Origin of the sequence: Flavobacterium sp. CLA17, from assembly GCF_013112255.2 — a bacterium.
Lineage (GTDB): Bacteria > Bacteroidota > Bacteroidia > Flavobacteriales > Flavobacteriaceae > Flavobacterium > Flavobacterium circumlabens.
Map to the genome: position 1 here is coordinate 3,100,315 of NZ_CP068294.1, position 18,253 is coordinate 3,118,567.

Sequence of the window (18,253 nt, forward strand, 5' to 3'; positions counted from 1 at the left end):
ATAAATTTTCAAATACTACTTAAAATTAATTCGAAACCCTGTTTGCCGATTTGCCATGAATATCGTTCACCAAATCATCAATTTTCTTGGCGCTTTCTCTCATCATCTCCAAATAGCTTAACAATTTATCATTGTCTGTATGGCCTTTTGAAACATCAATAAGTTTCAATACTGAATTAACCGGTGATTTTAAATCCTGTGCCGTTCTGTAAACAAAAACATTAAACTCGTTATTGGCCGATAATGAACTGTATTTCGCTGATGCCAATTTGATATTTTCCAATTCATATTCATCAGATATTTTAGAAATATGATTCTGACTGTGTTCTTTAAAATAATACGCCCAATACCCATTCATGAAAAATACAACTGCTGCCAAAACAACGTGGATAATTAATGTTTCTAAGTCAAAATTTACCTGGGAGAAATACAATTGCAGTCCTTTTGGATCAGTATAAACGAAATTTTGCATATATGCCAGGGCACCATGATGCAGCACTACCAAAAGCGTGAGCGGAATCTGAAGCTTCCAGTTCTGGTAAATAATCAAAATGGTACTGGCGATAAACACTGTAAAATGCATTTCGAACAGGCCATGCATCTGATAAATATACTGCGCCATAAAAATCGCAAGCACCACAGACAGCACATACTGGTAAAAATTCGATTTTTTAAGAAAGAATTTTGCCGAATAATACAATAACAAATTAATGGTTCCCACGCCCACTCCTATTTCAAAGGTGTCATATTTAAAAGCCAAAGCAATTCCGAGAAGAAAATAGAGGGCCAGAACGTAGTTAATAATAGTATCCGATTTTTGCGTCATGGTAGACATAAAACTGTGCAGGTAATCCTGTTCATTTAAACTAGCTTTTGTTTTCATAATTTAGGTAATTAGGTTAATTGGTTAGATTTATTTAGTGCATTTTGGTAACGAACATCCGTAAGCTCTCAGTGCTAAAGCATCAAATGAGGGGGACTGGATTTGTTTTAGCAAAGAATCAATTGCCATCTGCGCATAATTACTGTCAGCATTGGTGCAATATCTGGTTTTATTGTAGTTTCCTCTATAATATAAATGGTGGGAAGGATCAATTATAACGGCTTGCGGAGTCGAAAAAACACCACATTTGCTGGCCATGGCACTGTCAAAATAAACAGGTATCGCGGCGTCAAATTTTTTCTGGATTTCTTCAATCGTAAAATTTTTCTGTTGGTTCAGCACCACAATTTTAAAATTAATCCGGTCACCATACTTTTTAATCAATCCGCTTACGTGAGGCACATTAAAACGGGAACAAGGACAATCCGGATTAAAAAAATGAATAAAAACAGGTTTATTATTCGTAGTCCAGCATTTTCCCAAATCAATTTGGGAACCCACAGCAACGTCATGGTAATTTTTCGGAATCGGGGTCGGCAAACTGTATTTGAATTCGTTTTGCCAGAATAAAACCAAAATGGCGAAGAGTAATAGTGAAAACCATAAGCCCAAAAGTATTTTTTTCGCCATAAAGAGTAGTTTTTGGTATGTTACACGAATAATGTATAAACGATTGTTAATTAATTAATTTTATAAATCAACAATTTTAACTTAAAAGAAAATAAAAACCTTACACATTTTAACGCTTAACCTCCAAAAACATTACTATTCTCACAAAAAAACTATCATTTTGTTTAAGCTTATCAATATTACAAATAAAATCGATAAAGTGCAAAAAAAATCGGATTAAATACATGCAATCACTTTTAAGTAGGAATTATCTCCTTTTAAAGGATTGTTTTAAGTAAAACTACGTGCGTATAAACAGACAAAAACATGACAATTCTAACCTATTATCCAAAAGTTTTGTTAAAAAGAACTAAAATCGCGACAAAGCATTAAACCAAATAGCAGAAGGAAAGTCTAAGATTACTTAGCAGTATTCGATATGCTTAATAAAATGATTAAAAAAAGAACTCAAATTCATAAAAACTTCATTGATAAAAAACATAAACAACTGATTGTAAAACATTTAAACTAAATATAAAGATTTGTACATACAAATGTTAAATAAAAGATAACATCATTTGGATTCATTCCAAAAAGTTAAATTTGTACACTTGCTAAAAATACACACCAAAATTACATCTACCTCAATTCTATGAAACTAAAAAACCTGATTTACGCACTTCTGATTATCGGACTCGGAGGATTTATTGCCTACAGAGTCATCTCTAATAAAAGTAAAAACGAAGATTCTAAAAAGTCCGGAGACAAAGACAAACCTACAACCGTAACAGGGATTGTGGTTAAAACTTCAACATTTGATAATAACCTTTCCTTATCAGGCTCTATTGAAGCCAATGAACAAGTAGAAATTCACAGTGAAGTCTCAGGGATTGTTGAAGGTATTTACTTTACGGAAGGCACTAATGTAAATAAAGGTCAGGTGCTGTTTAAGGTAAACGATATTGAATTAAGAGCACAATTAAGACAAGCCGTTACGAAAGAAGGCCTGGCAGGTGAAAATCAAAGAAGAGCCAAATTATTACTTCAGAAAGAAGCGATTAGTCAGGAAGAATTTGATGTTGCCAACGCAGATTATACCTCCATGCAGGCGCAAACGCAACTCATCAGGGCTCAGATTGCCAAAACTTCTGTAAAAGCCCCTTTCTCAGGGAAAATTGGTTTGAGGTCTATTTCTCCCGGCACTTACATCACTCCTACTGTTCTGGTAGCAAAATTAGTCAACACCGGAAAACTGAAAATAACATTTTCGATTCCTGAAAAATATGCTTCTGAGGTAAAATCAGGATCTGTTATCGATTTTGGGGTGTCCGGTTCCGATAAGGTTTACAAAGCAACCATATATGCGATTGAGCCCGAAGTGGCTGTAGCAACACGTACTTTACAGGTTCGTGCCATTGCCGATAACATGGATGGCAAACTTTTCCCGGGTACTTTTGCCGATGTAAAATTACCTTTAAACATCATCAAAGATGCAATAGTAGTTCCGTCCCAAGCTATTGTTCCTGTACAAAGCGGCAAAAAAGTATATATCGCCAATATGGGCAAAGCCAAAGAAATTATGGTGGATGCCACTACCAGAACTGATGCGTCTATTTTGGTTTTATCCGGATTGAAAGCTGGTGATACGCTAATCACAAGCGGTGTTATGTCCCTGAAAAATGAAGCTCCGATAAAAGTTAAAGTAAAAAAATAATCTTTAAGTTATGATTTTTGGATTATGAGTTATGAATTGCGAAAGCTAATTCAATACCACTAAAATCTGAAATCTAAAATATAAAATCTCTTATGAGTTTATCCACCACAAGTATACGAAGACCCGTTTTAACCATTGTACTAAATCTTTTGATTATTTTGTTCGGTTTCATTGGGTATACCTTTTTAGGTGTTCGGGAATTCCCATCCATTGACCCTGCGCAGGTTTCGATAAGAACCAACTACACCGGAGCTAATGCCGATATTATTGAGTCACAAATTACCGAACCCTTAGAAAAAGCAGTAAATGCGATCGACGGAATCAGAAATATAACTTCGTCCAGTAATCAGGGAAGCAGCAGCATTACTATCGAATTTAATTTAGATAAAGATTTAGAAGAAGCTGCCAATGATGTCCGTGATAAAGTTTCACAGGCCGTTAGAAGTTTACCACAGGATATTGATGCGCCGCCCGTAGTTTCCAAAGCCGATGCTGATAGTGAATCTATTATTTCAATGACGGTTCAGAGTGATACGCGAAGCTCTTTAGAATTAAGTGATTATGCCGAAAATGTTATCTCACAACGATTAGAAACCATTCCGGGTGTAAGTGGTGTACAAATTTGGGGACAAAAACGGTACGCCATGCGTTTATGGATTGACCCTGTAAAACTTGCAGCATACGGCTGTACGGTTGCAGAAGTCCGCGCGGCACTGAATGCGCAAAATGTCGAACTGCCTTCCGGAAAGCTCACCGGAAACAATACCGAGCTGACTGTAAAAACCATCGGAAACCTTTCCAAACCCGAAGAATTTAATAATATTATCATTCGTACAGACGGAGATAAAATCGTTCGTTTTAGTGATGTCGGCAGTGCTGAATTAGGACCTGAAAATATCGAAACGTCCTTAACATCTTCGGGACTTCCTATGATTGGTCTGGCTATTGTACCGATGCCCGGAGCTAATTATTTGGATATTTCGTCTGAATTTTATAAAAAATACGAAGCCTTAAAAAAGGATTTACCCAAAGATATCAAGCTTAATATTGCCCTTGACAATACACTTTTCGTCAAAAAATCGGTACTTGAAGTTGCCGAAACTCTCGGAATTTCAATTCTATTAGTAATCATCATTATTTATTTGTTCTTCAGGGACTGGGCCATTGCCTTCAGACCTTTGATTGATATTCCCGTATCGCTAATTGCAACCTTTTTTGTCATGTGGCTTTTCGGGTTTTCCATCAATGTACTGACCCTTCTGGCTATTGTTTTAGCGACGGGACTGGTAGTAGATGATGGAATTGTGGTAACCGAAAATATATTCAAGAAAGTAGAAGAAGGAATGTCGCCAATTGAAGCGGCAATCAAAGGTTCCAACGAAATCTTTTATGCGGTAATTTCGATTTCAGTAACGTTAGCAGCCGTATTTTTACCGGTAATTTTCCTGGAAGGTTTCGTAGGCCGTCTGTTCCGGGAATTTGGTGTCGTCATTGGTGCTGCGGTATTAATCTCTGCCTTTGTATCCCTGACTTTAACACCTATGCTGAATGCGTATTTAATGAAAGGCGGAGAACAGAAAAAATCGAAATTTTACATCAAAACAGAGCCTTTTTTCGAGAAATTAAACAGCGGTTATGCAGACGCCTTAAATCGTTTTATGGCAAAAAAATGGATCAGTTTTCCGATTCTGATTGCCTGTTTCGGATTGATTTATTTGTTTTTTACGATACTGCCAAAAGAAACGGCTCCTTACGATGACCGTAGTTCGGTAACCATGCGTATGACTACTCCTGAGGGTTCTTCTTATGAATACACCAGCCGTTTTATGCAGGAAATATCAAAATTGGTGGATGACTCTATTCCGGAGAAAAAAGTGAGTTTAGTAATTACAGCGGGAGGTTCCGGAGGTTCAGCAACCAATTCCGGTTTTATCAGGCTTTCGTTAAAAGAACCGGACGAAAGAAAAATATCCCAAAAAGATATTGCCGACAAATTAACCAAATGGACAAAAAAGTATCCGGATGCCAAGACCTCTGTCATTCAGCAGCCTACAATTGCGGTAAACAGACGTGGAGGTTTACCGATTCAATACATTATTCAGGCTCCTACTTTTGAAAAGTTAAGAGAAAAAATTCCGCTTTTTATGGATGAAGTGGGTAAAAGCGATGTTTTCTCGGTTACCGATGTGAATTTGAAATTTAACAAGCCGGAAATCAACGTAAGCATCGATCGTGCAAAAGCCGAAAGTTTAGGGATCTCTATTATAGACATTGCCCAGACTTTACAGCTTTCGTTAAGCGGTCAGCGCTTTGGCTATTTCATTAAAAACGGAAAACAGTATCAGGTAATCGGGCAATTTGATCAAAAAGACCGCTCTAAACCGTTGGATTTAACTTCTATGTTTGTTAAAAATAAAAACGGAGAACTGATTCAGATGGATAACGTGGTGAACATAGAAGAACAAAGTAACCCGCCACAATTATATCACAACAACCGCTATATGTCGGCCACTGTTTCTGCAGGTTTGGCGCCGGGCAAAAGTATCAGTGATGGTATTGAAGCGATGAATCAGATTAAGGCTAAAGTGCTGGATGAAAGTTTCACTACGGATTTAAGTGGTGAATCACGGGATTTTGTCGAAAGCAGTTCGAATACCTCTTTCGCTTTCGGATTGGCTTTATTATTAATATTTTTAATTCTTGCCGCTCAGTTTGAGAGTTTTATGGATCCGTTTATCATTATCTTAACAGTACCGATGGCAGTTGCCGGAGCTTTATTCTCCTTATGGTTATTCAATCAGACCTGGAATATTTTCAGCCAGATCGGAACGGTAATGCTTATCGGACTGGTGACGAAAAATGGTATTTTGATTGTTGAATTTGCCAATCAGTTAAGAGAACAGGGAAAACCAAAAATGGAAGCCATTCTGGAAGCTTCAGAAGCGCGTTTACGTCCGATTTTAATGACGAGTTTAGCTATTGCCTTAGGGGCGCTGCCGATTGCAATGTCGCTTGGAGCTGCTTCTACCAGCAGAATCGGAATGGGAGTTGTTATTGTCGGAGGAACTATTTTCTCTTTGGCCTTAACCCTTTTTGTAATTCCGGCTATTTACCTGATGTGGTCGAAAGCCCGAAAACATTATCCGGAATTTGACCATATTGAAGAATACGAAAAAGAAAGTAAATAATTTAGGATTCTGGAATTCATGAATTATAATGGATGAATTCCTGCCAAAAGAAAAACAAATATGAATACTAAAATTCTATTCAGCAGTATCTTTTTATGCTTCTTCTGCCTCGCAAAAATGCAGGCTCAGGAAGTCTTAACGATTGAAGATGCTATGAAAATCGCTTTGGAGAACAATTTTGAAATCAAGATTGCAAAAAACAATTCAAAGATAAGCGAGACTAACGTAACCATTGGAAACGCCGGAATGCTGCCTGTCGCAACCGCTTCGGTTACCGATAATAACAGCATTCAGAATTCAGATCAAACCCGTCAGGACGGGACTTCGACTTCTTTAGACAACGCCAAAAATAACAGTTTGAATTACGGGGTAAGTATTGGCTGGACTATTTTTGACGGAATGAAAATGTTCGCCAGACACGATCAGTTAAAAGAACTCCAAAAACTGGGTGATTCGGAGTTAAAAAGAACCATTTTATTTAAAATTGGTCAGGTTAATTCTGCCTATTATGATTTATTTCAGCAGCAACAGCAATTGGCTGCACTGGATACTACCATTGTAATTTCCAATCAAAGGCTTACGCTTGCAAAAAATCGTTTCACTATTGGTAAGGCATCCAAATTAGAAGTTTTAAATGCTCAGGTGGATTTAAATTCAGATCAGGTGGCTTTATTAAGACAAAAAGAATCGTATGCCAACGCCAAAATTTTACTGAACCAATATCTGGCACGTGATCCGAAAATAGATTTTAAGGTAACAGATCAGGTAACGGTTGACAGCAAATTAGTTTTGGCTGACTTAATCAATTTGGCGCAAAAGCAAAATCCGGCCCTCGAAACGCAGATCATCAACAAACGCGTTGCAGAATTGCAGCTGAAACAGGTTAAGGCAGATCGTTATCCGGTTGTCAGGCTGACTTCAGGCTATAATTTTGCCGAAAGTGAATCGAGTCTGGGTTTTACCAGTGCTACCTCGTCAAGAGGTTTAAATTACGGTTTCAATGCTACCTTAAATATTTTTGACGGTTTCAATCAGCATCGAAATGAAAAGGTGGCAAAGCTTCAAATTGAGAATTCGCAAATCGCAATCGAACAGCAAAACATGATTTTAAATTCACAGTTAAGTATTGCTTTTCAAACCTATTTAACCAATTTGGAATTAATTGATTTAGAAGAGGATAATGAGGCCATTGCGAGACAAAATCTTCAAATTACCTTAGATAAATTTAAAATCGGAACCATAACAACTATCGATTTCAGGACTGCCCAGCTGAATTATGTCAATGCTAAAGTACGTTACAGCAATGCGCAGTATGAGGCGAAATTATCTGAAATTGCCTTAAAAGAATTGGCGGGAAATATTAATTTTTAAGTTAATTTTGCTTCCAAAACAAAAATTAAATGATCTCATACAATACTAAAGACTGGTTTTCTTTTATTTTTCACTTTCACAAATCAGATACGGTCCGACAACTTTTTCCGGTGATGCTTGCCATTGGAGTTTATGCTTCAGTAGTCGGTTATTTTGAAGTAATTTATTTAGGACTCGATGAAAATCATTACATCAAAAATATTCCGATGATGCACGGAATATTAGGTTTTGTGATTTCAATGTTGTTAGTATTCAGAACCAATACCGCTTACGACCGCTGGTGGGAAGCCCGAAAATTATGGGGGGCATTAGTAAACAACAGCCGTAATTTCGCGATCAAGCTTTCCTGCATGTTAAAAGACGAAAATGATCGTAAGTTTTTCAGGAAATTTATTCCCGCTTACGCTTCGGTTTTATACAAACATTTAAATAATTCTGAAACTGCCAAACAGCTTTTTGACGATGTAGATTTAGAACTGGATCATCATAAACACAAACCGAATCAGGTAAAACGCATGATGTCGCATAAAATCAATGATTTGTATGAATCCAAAAAAATTACCGGCGATCAGCTTATTATTTTAAATGCCGAATTAGTTGCCTTTACCGATATTTGCGGGGCTTGCGAGCGAATCAAAAACACGCCTATTCCCTACTCCTACAGTGCTTTTATCAAAAAATTTATCTTTTTTTACATTATGACCCTGCCTTTTGGTTATTCGTTGAGTTTAGGATATTATGTGGCTCCGGTAGTCGTTTTTATCTTTTATGTGTTAGCCAGTTTAGAATTAATTGCGGAAGAAATTGAAGATCCGTTTGGCGATGATGAAAACGATTTACCAATAAAAAAAATATCAGAAAACATTAAAAAACACGTAGAAGAATTAATTTAGTGAATTGTCCTGTTAAAAGAACAAATTACTCATTATTACGGACTTCTGTGCAAAAATAGAAACAGTTAGAAAAAAGCAAATAAATTGTTTCTTTCTCCAATACGCAATCCTTATATTTGTATCCTTATTCAAGAACAAAAAAGTTAACATGAAAATATCTTACAACTGGTTAAAACAATTCATTAAAACAGACTGGACATCTGAACAAACTTCGGAATTACTGACCGATTTAGGTCTGGAAGTAGAAGTTGTTGAGAAATATGAATCAGTAAAAGGCGGTTTAGAAGGAGTTGTTGTAGGACACGTACTGACTTGTGAAAAACACCCTGATGCCGACAGATTAAATATTACAACCGTTAATATCGGACAGGAAACTCCTATACAAATTGTTTGTGGTGCTGCCAATGTTGCTGCAGGCCAAAAAGTACCGGTTGCCACTATCGGAACGGTTTTGTACGATAAAGATGACGGGGAATTTACCATTAAAAAAGGAAAAATTCGCGGACATGAAAGTCACGGAATGATTTGCGCAGAAGACGAATTAGGTCTGGGTACAAGCCATGACGGAATTATGATATTAGACGAAAACTTAGCCCCCGGAACTCCGGCCTCAAAAGTGTTTGATATCGTAAGTGATGAAGTTTTCGAAATCGGATTAACACCTAATCGAGCTGATGCCATGAGTCACTATGGTACTGCCCGTGATCTTAGAGCCGGAATGCTGCAGCGTGGTGTAAACATCGAATTAATTACGCCATCGGTAAGTAATTTCAGAGTAGAGATGCGTACCTTAAAAATTGATGTTACGGTAGAAGAGCCTATTTTAGCCCCAAGATACTGCGGTCTGACCATTTCAGGAATTTCTGTTGAAGAATCTCCGGCATGGTTACAGGATCGTTTGAAAGCGATCGGTCTTACTCCAAAAAATAATATCGTTGACGTTACGAATTATGTGTTACATGAATTAGGACAACCTTTGCACGCTTTCGACGCTGCGAAAATCAACGGGAAAATAATTGTAAAAACAGTACCGGAAGGTACCAAATTTACCACTCTTGACGATGTTGAGAGAACATTGCATGCAGAGGATTTAATGATTTGCGACGAAAAAGGACCTCTTTGTATTGCCGGTGTTTTTGGCGGGAAAAAATCTGGAGTTTCAGAAGGAACTACTTCCATTTTCTTAGAAAGTGCTTATTTTGATGCGGTCAGCGTTCGTAAAACAGCCAAAAGACATCAGTTAAATACAGATGCTTCTTTTAGATTTGAAAGAGGAATTGATCCGACTATTACGGAATATGCCTTAAAGCGTGCCGCTCTTTTAATTCAGGAAGTAGCGGGCGGTAAAATTACTTCTGATGTAGTAGAAGTTTATCCTAAAAAAGTAGAAGATTTTTCTGTTCTGCTAAACTTTAGCCATGTTTCTAAAATCATCGGACAGGAAATTCCAAAAGATACCATTAAAAAAATATTGGTTTCTTTAGACATCAAAGTAAACAGTGTTTCCGAATCGGGTCTTGGATTAACAATTCCGGCCTATCGTGTTGATGTACAGCGTGAAATTGATGTCATTGAAGAAATTTTAAGAGTTTACGGTTACAACAACATTGAATTCTCTAAAAAGTTTAATGCAACTGTTGCCAACTCTCCAAGAACAGAAGATTACAAAGTACAGAATATCATCGCCTCTCAATTAAACTCACAGGGTTTTCATGAAATGATGGCGAATTCTTTAACGACAGCTGCTTATGCAAAATTATCAACGGTTTTAAAAGAAGAGCATAATGTTACGATGCTAAACCCGTTAAGCGGTGATTTGGCAACAATGCGTCAGTCTTTGTTATTCTCTGCTTTAGAAGCGGTTTCATACAACATCAACAGAAGAAATTCTGACCTGAAATTATTTGAATTTGGAAAAACATACCATAAATACCTGAATGGTTTCGAAGAGCACAAACATTTGACCTTATCCGTTTCCGGAGACAGAAACAAAGAAAGCTGGACCAATCCGCAAAAACCAAGTGATTTCTTTTTGCTGAAAGGATATGTAAAAGCTATTTTGTCCCGTTTAGGAATTGATAAAGTATCTAACGCTCCCGTGCAATCTGATATTTTCTCTGAGGGAACGTCAATTTCCTATAACAATGATACTTTAGTAGAAATGGGCGTTGTTAAAAAATCAATCCTGAAACATTTCGGAATCAAACAAGATGTTTATTTTGCTGATTTTAACTGGGATCTGATTCTAAAAATTATCTCGGGAAAAATTAAATACAGTGAAATCCCTAAATACCCGGAAGTCCGCAGAGATTTAGCTTTGTTGATTGATCAGAAAACGACTTACGAAAGTATTTACAATCTGGCGAAACAAACAGAAAAAACGCTTTTAAAAGATGTAAACCTGTTTGATGTATATGAAGGTAAAAACCTTCCGGAAGGTAAAAAATCATACGCTTTGAGTTTTACTATCCAGGATAATACAAAAACCCTAACCGATGCTCAAATCGATAAAATCATGTCGAAACTGCAACATACTTTTGAGAGTGAACTTGGAGCAAGTCTGAGGTAAAAGTTAGTTATGAGTTATGAGTTATGATATATAAACCCGACCGGTTTTTAAAATCTGTCGGGTTTAATTATTTATTGTCTTGTAAGATATGAAAATTGTGACATGGGAATTCAAACCTGTGACTGAAAACTGCGACTGAAAAATCTTTCACGACGAAAATTTCAAATAAGCATTTTTCAGCTTCTCATCATATCGATTGGTCTTATAACCTTCACCATTATATTTCAGTGCAAATTCTGCCCAATTCTTATTTCTCAAAACAGTAATCAGCTTCTTTTTTTCGAGGAATAATCCAAATGCTTTTAGGTGCTCTCCTTCATTGAGGTACATTTTCTGCACAAATTCGTCTATATTCTGATATCCGATAGAAACTGCATTGAAACCCATAATCTGAAAAAGTCCCCACGAAGCTGCACAATTGGCGGCATCAGTAAAACTTTTGTCCGGATTTAAATGAATTGCTTTTTCCAACCGTACATATTCAGCAGCGCCGCCCACATAATATTTTCTGGTAAACTTCTTAAAAAGGATATTTTCGGTATTTGCATTTACATAATTTTCGCAATGAATACCTCTCTGTTTAAGCTCTCTCCAGAAAACATGACCTTCAAACAAAATTTTTGGTCTTCCGTCTAAAAGAAAACCTTTACCGTTGCTTTCCACCAAATTTACGGCCTTCACGATCGCCAGTTCAATAGTATGATGATTCGAAAAATCAATCAGGTTTTGTTCTGAGAGCAATTTAGGATTGGATAAAAAACCGGCTGCACTTTTCTCCATAAGAGCAGACCAGGTCTTTAGCCCAACAATACCATCTACAACCAAATTGTTTTTTAGTTGGAAATCCTGAACAGCTTTATCGGTTGCAGCTCCAAAATAGTCAGAAACAACAACGCTGTAATTTAGTTTTGCAAGTAATTCATTTAAATAATATACTTCGCTTGATTTTACTCCGGATTTTAAAGTTTTCATTGCTTTTTAATTTTAGTATCGTTAGTTGTGGTATCCTTTAAAAATTTACATTTTGTCAGATATATTTTTAAAGTTTAGTGTCGCTTATTTATCGACAAAAATGAACGATATAAAATTAAATTTTTATAAATTATTAGAAAACAGTACTTTGACTCCTTTTTTTCAATAATTTTACTTACTAAAAAAGGGTGAATTTACCCTTGTACACTTTTATCTTTTAAAATAATTTTGTCAGGAACATTTTCAAAACCACAAATAAATTTTAACTAATTATTTTTAAACTAAAAAAAATCATGAAAAACCTTTCCGAAAAACCAAGTCAGTTGATTACAAAAGAATTCGCCAAAGAGCTGAATTTGAATTACACTCATAAAAGAGGAAAACTAATTCACAAGTCAACCAAAAAAGAAGATGCAAATGCCATTTGGTATTCACTGGAAGCTTTAGAAAGCTACATTAATTATATTAAGACCCATGGAGCCGATACGGGATATGAAGTAGACGGCATCCGATTTTATTTTGGCGTATATCCGGATGATGAAAAGCATGGCGAAAAAGCAGGTTTAACCACTTTATTTTTGGCTGCAACAGGAAAAAAGACATTATCAGCAGAAGAAAATGCAAATCAGATACAAAGTTTTGTAATGGCAAAAGAAGATGCTTCTGCTGATATCGAAAGCCTTGACCCAATGAATTATGGCAACATAGGAAGACCTCCTAGCATTATATACTAAACAAATTATGTTTGAATTTTTAAGATCGTATATCATCTATCTCGCGATATTATCAGGAAGCATTGGATTGATTTCCCTGCATAAACTTCCCGGTAATAAAGCTAAGTTTTTAGTACTTTTAATCTGGTTTTCAGCATTAACTGAAGTTGTTGGCTATTTTTTTACACAATGGACGGGCTTGTTAAATTATTATGTTTATAATTTTTATATGTTCGTTAGTTTTTCCGCCTATATATTACTCCTTCGAAGTCTTCTCCAGAAACAAACCAACAGAATTTCGGCTGTACTGTTTTTAATGTTATTTATCATTTCCTTTTTTCTGAATATTTTATATTACAAAAAAGACATAAATCACTCTTTTACATACAGTTTCGCCGTTGGCGTTATAGTGGTTATGATGCTTTCGTGCCTGTATCTGGTCGAGATTTTCAATTCAAACAAGATCTTAAATTTTAAAAAATCGGTGTTTTTCTGGTATATCTTAGGTATACTTGTTTTTCACGTTCCCGTTCTGCCTTTTATGCTCGCCATAAAATGGTTCCTAATTAAACAGGATGAATCTGTATTCAGTCTGGTCCTGTTTATTTTAAATTTTTTAGCACATAGTTGTTATATAATCGGATTTGTATGGAGCGAAAAGAAATACAATTATTAGTCATTTCGTTAGGTATTGTTTTTTTTACTTTACTGATGACGCTGCTTGTCATTTTTTTTTATTTTTTGAAGAAAAAGAACCATTATCTGGTTGAAAAAATGGAATCTGAAATGTACTTTCAGTCCGAGTTAGTAAAGACCAGAATAGAAATAAAAGATCAGACCCTTTCTGAAATAAGCAAAGAACTGCATGACAATATCGGCCAGATTGTTTCGGTAGGTATTATGCAGCTTAATATGTACATACAGGACGATAAATCTATTCAGACCAGAGAGCTTACCGATCTTAAAAATGTTTTAGCCAAATCATTAGACGAAATCAGGATTTTATCCCGAATTATAAATAAGGATAATTTACTTCAAACCAATTTTATAGAAGCCATAAAACAAGATCTGGAACGCGTAAAAAAGCTAAAACACATTCAATACAATTATAATTTTAAAGGAAGAATACCAAAGATTAACGAAGGTCATGATTTGTTTATTTACCGCATTTTCCAGGAGGCCCTGCACAATAGTCTGAAACATTCACACAGCGATTTATATGAGGTGAATATTACGACAAATGCAAAACTTTTCCAGTTGAAAATGAAAGATTTTGGAATTGGTTACGATACTAAAAAAATCAATTCGGGTATCGGATTAAGCAACATGAAATTGAGAGCTAAACTAATTGGCGCCACGCTAATTATAGAATCAAACCCATCCGGAACAAGTTTACTATTAGAATATCCATTAACCCCATCAGATGAAACCAATAGCCAGGAATAAAATTATTATTGTTGACGATCACTTGCTATTCTCACAGTCCTTACAGCTTTTGATCAATAGTTTTAAAGAATTTGAAGTGATAAACCGTTTTGAAAACGGTAAAGTTTTTATAACCTACCTTCAGGAAAATACCGACTCGGACGTCGATTTAATTTTACTGGATGTCAATATGCCTGTTATGGACGGTGTTGAGACAATGAAATGGATTAAGGAAAACAGGCCTTTCCTCAAAGTGATTGCGCTGTCTGTCAATGATGATGAAGAAATCATTATCAAGATGATCGCCAATGGTGCCAAAGGTTATCTGCTGAAAGATACTTCGCCGGAAATATTTAAGGAAGCCATGTCCTGTGTGATTGAAAAAGGTTTTTATTTTACCGAACTGGTTTCGGGAATGCTGGTCAAAAAAGCGAATGACGATTCTAAAAAAATCAATTTAAAAGAAAAAGAAATTGTTTTTATACGACATGCCTGCAGCGAAAAAACATACAAGGAAATCGCCTCTGAAATGTGTCTCAGCCCCAAAACAATTGACGGCTACAGGGAGTGTTTATTTGATAAACTCGAAATTAAAACCCGGATCGGTTTGGTTTTATATGCCATCAAACACAAAATTGTCCTGGTGTAAAGCAATCATTATTTAAATTCAATCAGTTTGTCATTCGGTAAATCATACTCGTATAGTTTTCTGGTTTCGCTGTCTAAATAAAGCCATTGAATGATGCTGGTGTGATTTTCGAATTCGTTTGCAATTCCCAAAACGGTATATGCACGTCCGTCTTTTTGGCGGTCTTCTATCGAAAAAACAAATTCGGTATCGGTATTCTGAAGGTGTGCCTTTACAAGCTCTTTTTTCGAATTTGCCAAATAATATTCTACCAGCGTGTAAAGATAATCTTTAAAGTCTTTTGAATATTCTTCCTTCTCTGCCCAGGAATACTTAAGCGGTTTATTGTATTTTTTCCTAAACAAACTAACGCTTCCGTCTTTTACTTTTTCAGCATTGATAAGCCACTCGGTAAATTCAAGTTTTTCCCCCTCACCTGCTATATAAGTAGAATCCATTTTCCAGGTAATCTTTAGGACGTCACCTCTGTTGAACTGATCAGAACCTTCAAAATTAGTCTGCAGTGCTACTACTTCATTTCCTTTTTTTATGGTAAATAAAGCGTAATCGCCGTTAGCATCATAATCTACATATTCGACTTCATCAGCGTACTGCTCTCCTTTATTTAGTCTTTCATCAGGCCGTATGGCGCTAAACACATTGACTTCTTCAGGAGTCACTTCAATTTCTTTAGAAGGAATCCCGGAACTGTCATTTGATTCTTTTGGAACTGAAACTTTTTTATCCGTACACGAAAATAATAACAGAAGTGATGCTAAAAGAAAATATCTCATTGTGGCGTTTAGTTAAGCGGTTTTGAAAAGTAAAGTTAATAAGTTAGGACGGCAAAAATTGGATGTCCTTCAATTTTATTTCTTCCGTTCAGAAAAGAAAGTTCCATCAGAAAATTGAACTGTACAATTTCTCCGCCAAGTTTCTCAACCAATTCGCCAAGGGCTTTTGCAGTCCCTCCGGTCGCCAGCACATCATCGTGTATCAAAACCCGGTCTCCCTTTTTTATAGCGTCTGTATGAATCTCAAGTGTATCGGTACCATATTCTAAATCGTACGAAGCCGAAATGGTCGTATACGGCAGCTTTTTAGGTTTACGTACCGGAACAAAGCCTGCGTTTAATTCCTGAGCCAATAACATTCCGAAGAAAAAACCCCGGCTTTCCGCTCCTATTACTTTATCAATAGGCTGACCATTTAAAGACGTAACTAAAATCGACAGGCATTCTTTCCTCGCAATGGGGTCATTTAATAACGGAGTAATGTCTTTAAACAAAATTCCTTCTTTAGGAAAGTCCTGAATATCACGTATATAATTTTCAATCTTCATTTTTTTTTATTTTTATGTTATTTTTCCCTTGTTTATCTCACATTTATCTCTATCTTTGCACCCGCAAACAGCGTTCACTAAAGCTACGAAAATTAGCTTAATGAAAAAAAAAGGCCTCGTGGCGCAACTGAATAGCGCACTTGATTACGGCTCAAGAGGTTACTGGTTTGAATCCAGTCGAGGTCACTACTCGGGACAAAAGAAAAATATCATCTTTTGTCCCGTTTTTTTTTACCCGTAATCTATTGTTTACCAGATAGATACAATTAACCATTTCATTGACTCGGGCGGTGCGGATTTTGTTTTCTGAAAATGTAAAATTTTCCGGAAAAATTAAACCAATTATCTCCCTGGAATCAGCTAAAGTCCCACCATCAAAGGCTTCGCCAAGCTTTAAAAGGTTTTCCAATCCAGTCGTGGTTAGGTGCTCTATACTGACCCTGTCGTCTTCTACATTTCCAATGTCTTTTTCCAGCTTACTGATAACTGCATTGTACTCAATTTTCATAAGATTGTAATCTTCAGCATCGATTTTCTCGGTAACTAATAAATTTCTGGCTACTGATAATTTCTTTTCATAAACTGCAATCTGCTCAAGGGACTTCTTTTTTTCGCCAGCTATTACTCCAGTATGCTCCCTGTAACCTTCAAGTAGAACTGCGGTATATAATTTCTTAACTTCTTTTAAAGGTTTGAATTTATTTAAATGGTCTTTAAAAACCTTGTTAGCTATTTCGGAATTCACTCTCCACTTACAAACTTTATCACAGTGATAATAATAGTAATATTTATTTCTTCCTTTACATTTACTTCCTGTTAACTTCTGACCGCACTTTGGACAAAGAAAAAAACCTCTCAAAGGAAAATTCTCGATAGTCTTAATTTTCGGTCTATATGTCCGTGCTTTACTGTCAAGAACATCCTGTACACGATAAAACAATCCCTCACTGATAATTGGCTCATGCTGTCCATTGACCCATTTCTCCTCTTCATCTCTGTACTTAGGAACAACAATCTTTCCACAATAAAGTGGATTTCTTATGATAAGCCACAAGTTATTCTTAGAAATGGCAAAACCTTTTTCCTTGGACATTTGGTAAATAGATTCAGTACTAAAAATATTTTTCGCAATCTGTTCAAACACCCATATCACTTTTACGGCTTTCTCCGGCACAATTGCGATATATTTTTTTCCATCTTCTGTAACTTTATTGGCATAACCATAAGGGGCCATACCCATATGCCTACCCTCCTTCTTACCCCTTCTAAGCCCCTGAAATGTATTCAATGCCCTTCGGTCATTTTCAACCTCGGGTGCGGCCAAGTAAAATGCTAGCATCATTTTGTTTTCAGGAACACTCAGATCAAGTGGCTGTTCAATAGCTTGCGGTTCAATACCCAGTTTCCGTAACACATTGATCATTTGATAAGCATCACCTGCATTACGGCTGAACCTGTCCCACTTCATAAACAGAACCAAACTAATTTTATTCTTATTTTTTTTTATTTCATCAAGAAATTTTTTCCACTGAGGCCTGTTAAAAGTCTTTGCTGAATGATCTTCATATATCACATTACGTATCTGTATTTGGTTTATGCCGCAATATTTTCTTAGCATTTCTTCCTGATTACGTTGTGAGAAGCCTTTTTCTGCCTGCTCATCAGTACTTACACGAATATACAAGTCCGCTATCTTACTCATTTTGTTATATTTAAATGTTTCAACACAGCGATATTAGCAATTATTCTTAAGAAATACAAGATTTCCTCTGCCTGTTCAATAGTAACATCTAATCCCTCAGATCTGAGCATCTGTAAAGCTTTTTCCGGTGTCAACTTTGAATTACTGTAGTCAATATCTTTCTCCATAATACACTTTTTTAAAATCCACAAAATGCAATTTAAATTAAAAGTGCTTCAATCTTATTAATTATCATGATCTGTCC

The 18,253-nt window shown here is 36.1% G+C and carries 16 protein-coding genes and 1 tRNA gene; 10 read left to right on the plus strand and 7 right to left on the minus strand.

What is annotated here, in order from left to right:
* Positions 1 to 25: 25 nt before the first annotated feature.
* A complete protein-coding gene (locus HAV12_RS12650; protein WP_171569971.1) occupies positions 26 to 883 on the minus strand; it encodes a hypothetical protein in 858 nt (285 codons plus the stop codon).
* A 30-nt stretch (positions 884 to 913) separates the two neighbouring features.
* Entirely contained in the window at positions 914 to 1,513 is a 600-nt protein-coding gene (locus HAV12_RS12655; RefSeq protein WP_171569972.1) for a thioredoxin fold domain-containing protein, read from the minus strand.
* A 631-nt stretch (positions 1,514 to 2,144) separates the two neighbouring features.
* On the opposite strand from HAV12_RS12655, the gene HAV12_RS12660 reads away from it, so the two are divergent.
* From HAV12_RS12660 to pheT, 5 genes are all read left to right on the plus strand, one after another.
* Positions 2,145 to 3,206, plus strand: coding sequence for an efflux RND transporter periplasmic adaptor subunit (locus HAV12_RS12660; protein ID WP_171569973.1), 1,062 nt, complete (start codon positions 2,145 to 2,147; stop codon positions 3,204 to 3,206).
* Positions 3,207 to 3,298: 92 nt separating this feature from the next.
* The gene (locus HAV12_RS12665; protein ID WP_171569974.1) at positions 3,299 to 6,394 is read left to right on the plus strand and encodes an efflux RND transporter permease subunit; all 3,096 of its coding nucleotides are present in this window, start codon (positions 3,299 to 3,301) and stop codon (positions 6,392 to 6,394) included.
* A gap of 60 nt (positions 6,395 to 6,454) precedes the next feature.
* Positions 6,455 to 7,765, plus strand: a complete 1,311-nt coding sequence (locus tag HAV12_RS12670; RefSeq protein WP_171569975.1) for a TolC family protein — start codon at positions 6,455 to 6,457, stop codon at positions 7,763 to 7,765.
* A gap of 29 nt (positions 7,766 to 7,794) precedes the next feature.
* On the plus strand, positions 7,795 to 8,658 hold the full coding sequence (locus HAV12_RS12675; RefSeq protein WP_171569976.1) for a bestrophin family protein: 864 nt from the start codon (positions 7,795 to 7,797) through the stop codon (positions 8,656 to 8,658).
* Between the two features lie 148 nt (positions 8,659 to 8,806).
* Complete coding sequence (pheT, locus tag HAV12_RS12680; protein WP_171569977.1) at positions 8,807 to 11,227, plus strand: phenylalanine--tRNA ligase subunit beta; 2,421 nt, start codon at positions 8,807 to 8,809, stop codon at positions 11,225 to 11,227.
* A gap of 147 nt (positions 11,228 to 11,374) precedes the next feature.
* On the opposite strand, the gene HAV12_RS12685 is transcribed toward pheT, so the two are convergent.
* Positions 11,375 to 12,199 carry an N-acetylmuramidase family protein gene (locus HAV12_RS12685; protein ID WP_171569978.1) on the minus strand — a complete coding sequence of 275 codons (825 nt, stop codon included), beginning with the start codon at positions 12,197 to 12,199 and terminating at the stop codon, positions 11,375 to 11,377.
* A gap of 293 nt (positions 12,200 to 12,492) precedes the next feature.
* On the opposite strand from HAV12_RS12685, the gene HAV12_RS12690 reads away from it, so the two are divergent.
* Genes HAV12_RS12690 through HAV12_RS12705 form a run of 4 tightly spaced genes read left to right on the plus strand, consistent with a single transcriptional unit; the run spans position 12,493 to position 14,986 of the window.
* The gene (locus tag HAV12_RS12690; RefSeq protein ID WP_171569979.1) at positions 12,493 to 12,933 is read left to right on the plus strand and encodes a hypothetical protein; all 441 of its coding nucleotides are present in this window, start codon (positions 12,493 to 12,495) and stop codon (positions 12,931 to 12,933) included.
* Between the two features lie 7 nt (positions 12,934 to 12,940).
* Positions 12,941 to 13,588, plus strand: a complete 648-nt coding sequence (locus HAV12_RS12695) for a hypothetical protein (RefSeq protein WP_132036880.1) — start codon at positions 12,941 to 12,943, stop codon at positions 13,586 to 13,588.
* Entirely contained in the window at positions 13,561 to 14,358 is a 798-nt protein-coding gene (locus tag HAV12_RS12700; protein WP_132036881.1) for a sensor histidine kinase, read from the plus strand. The genes HAV12_RS12695 and HAV12_RS12700 overlap by 28 nt, the downstream gene beginning before the upstream one ends.
* The gene (locus HAV12_RS12705) at positions 14,336 to 14,986 is read left to right on the plus strand and encodes a response regulator transcription factor (RefSeq protein WP_132036882.1); all 651 of its coding nucleotides are present in this window, start codon (positions 14,336 to 14,338) and stop codon (positions 14,984 to 14,986) included. Before HAV12_RS12700 ends, HAV12_RS12705 begins: the two co-directional genes overlap by 23 nt.
* Before the next feature lie 8 nt (positions 14,987 to 14,994).
* On the opposite strand, the gene HAV12_RS12710 is transcribed toward HAV12_RS12705, so the two are convergent.
* Positions 14,995 to 15,759 carry a hypothetical protein gene (locus tag HAV12_RS12710; RefSeq protein WP_171569980.1) on the minus strand — a complete coding sequence of 255 codons (765 nt, stop codon included), beginning with the start codon at positions 15,757 to 15,759 and terminating at the stop codon, positions 14,995 to 14,997.
* A 35-nt stretch (positions 15,760 to 15,794) separates the two neighbouring features.
* Positions 15,795 to 16,307: an adenine phosphoribosyltransferase gene (locus tag HAV12_RS12715; protein ID WP_171569981.1), complete on the minus strand. Its 513-nt coding sequence runs from the start codon at positions 16,305 to 16,307 to the stop codon at positions 15,795 to 15,797.
* A gap of 112 nt (positions 16,308 to 16,419) precedes the next feature.
* On the opposite strand from HAV12_RS12715, the gene HAV12_RS12720 reads away from it, so the two are divergent.
* Positions 16,420 to 16,493, plus strand: a tRNA-Arg gene (locus HAV12_RS12720).
* On the opposite strand, the gene HAV12_RS12725 is transcribed toward HAV12_RS12720, so the two are convergent.
* Both HAV12_RS12725 and HAV12_RS12730 read right to left on the minus strand, forming a co-directional pair.
* Entirely contained in the window at positions 16,459 to 18,009 is a 1,551-nt protein-coding gene (locus tag HAV12_RS12725; RefSeq protein WP_171569982.1) for a recombinase family protein, read from the minus strand. The two genes, HAV12_RS12720 and HAV12_RS12725, sit on opposite strands and share 35 nt — an antisense overlap.
* Entirely contained in the window at positions 18,006 to 18,176 is a 171-nt protein-coding gene (locus HAV12_RS12730) for a hypothetical protein (protein WP_171569983.1), read from the minus strand. Before HAV12_RS12730 ends, HAV12_RS12725 begins: the two co-directional genes overlap by 4 nt.
* Positions 18,177 to 18,253 lie beyond the last annotated feature (77 nt).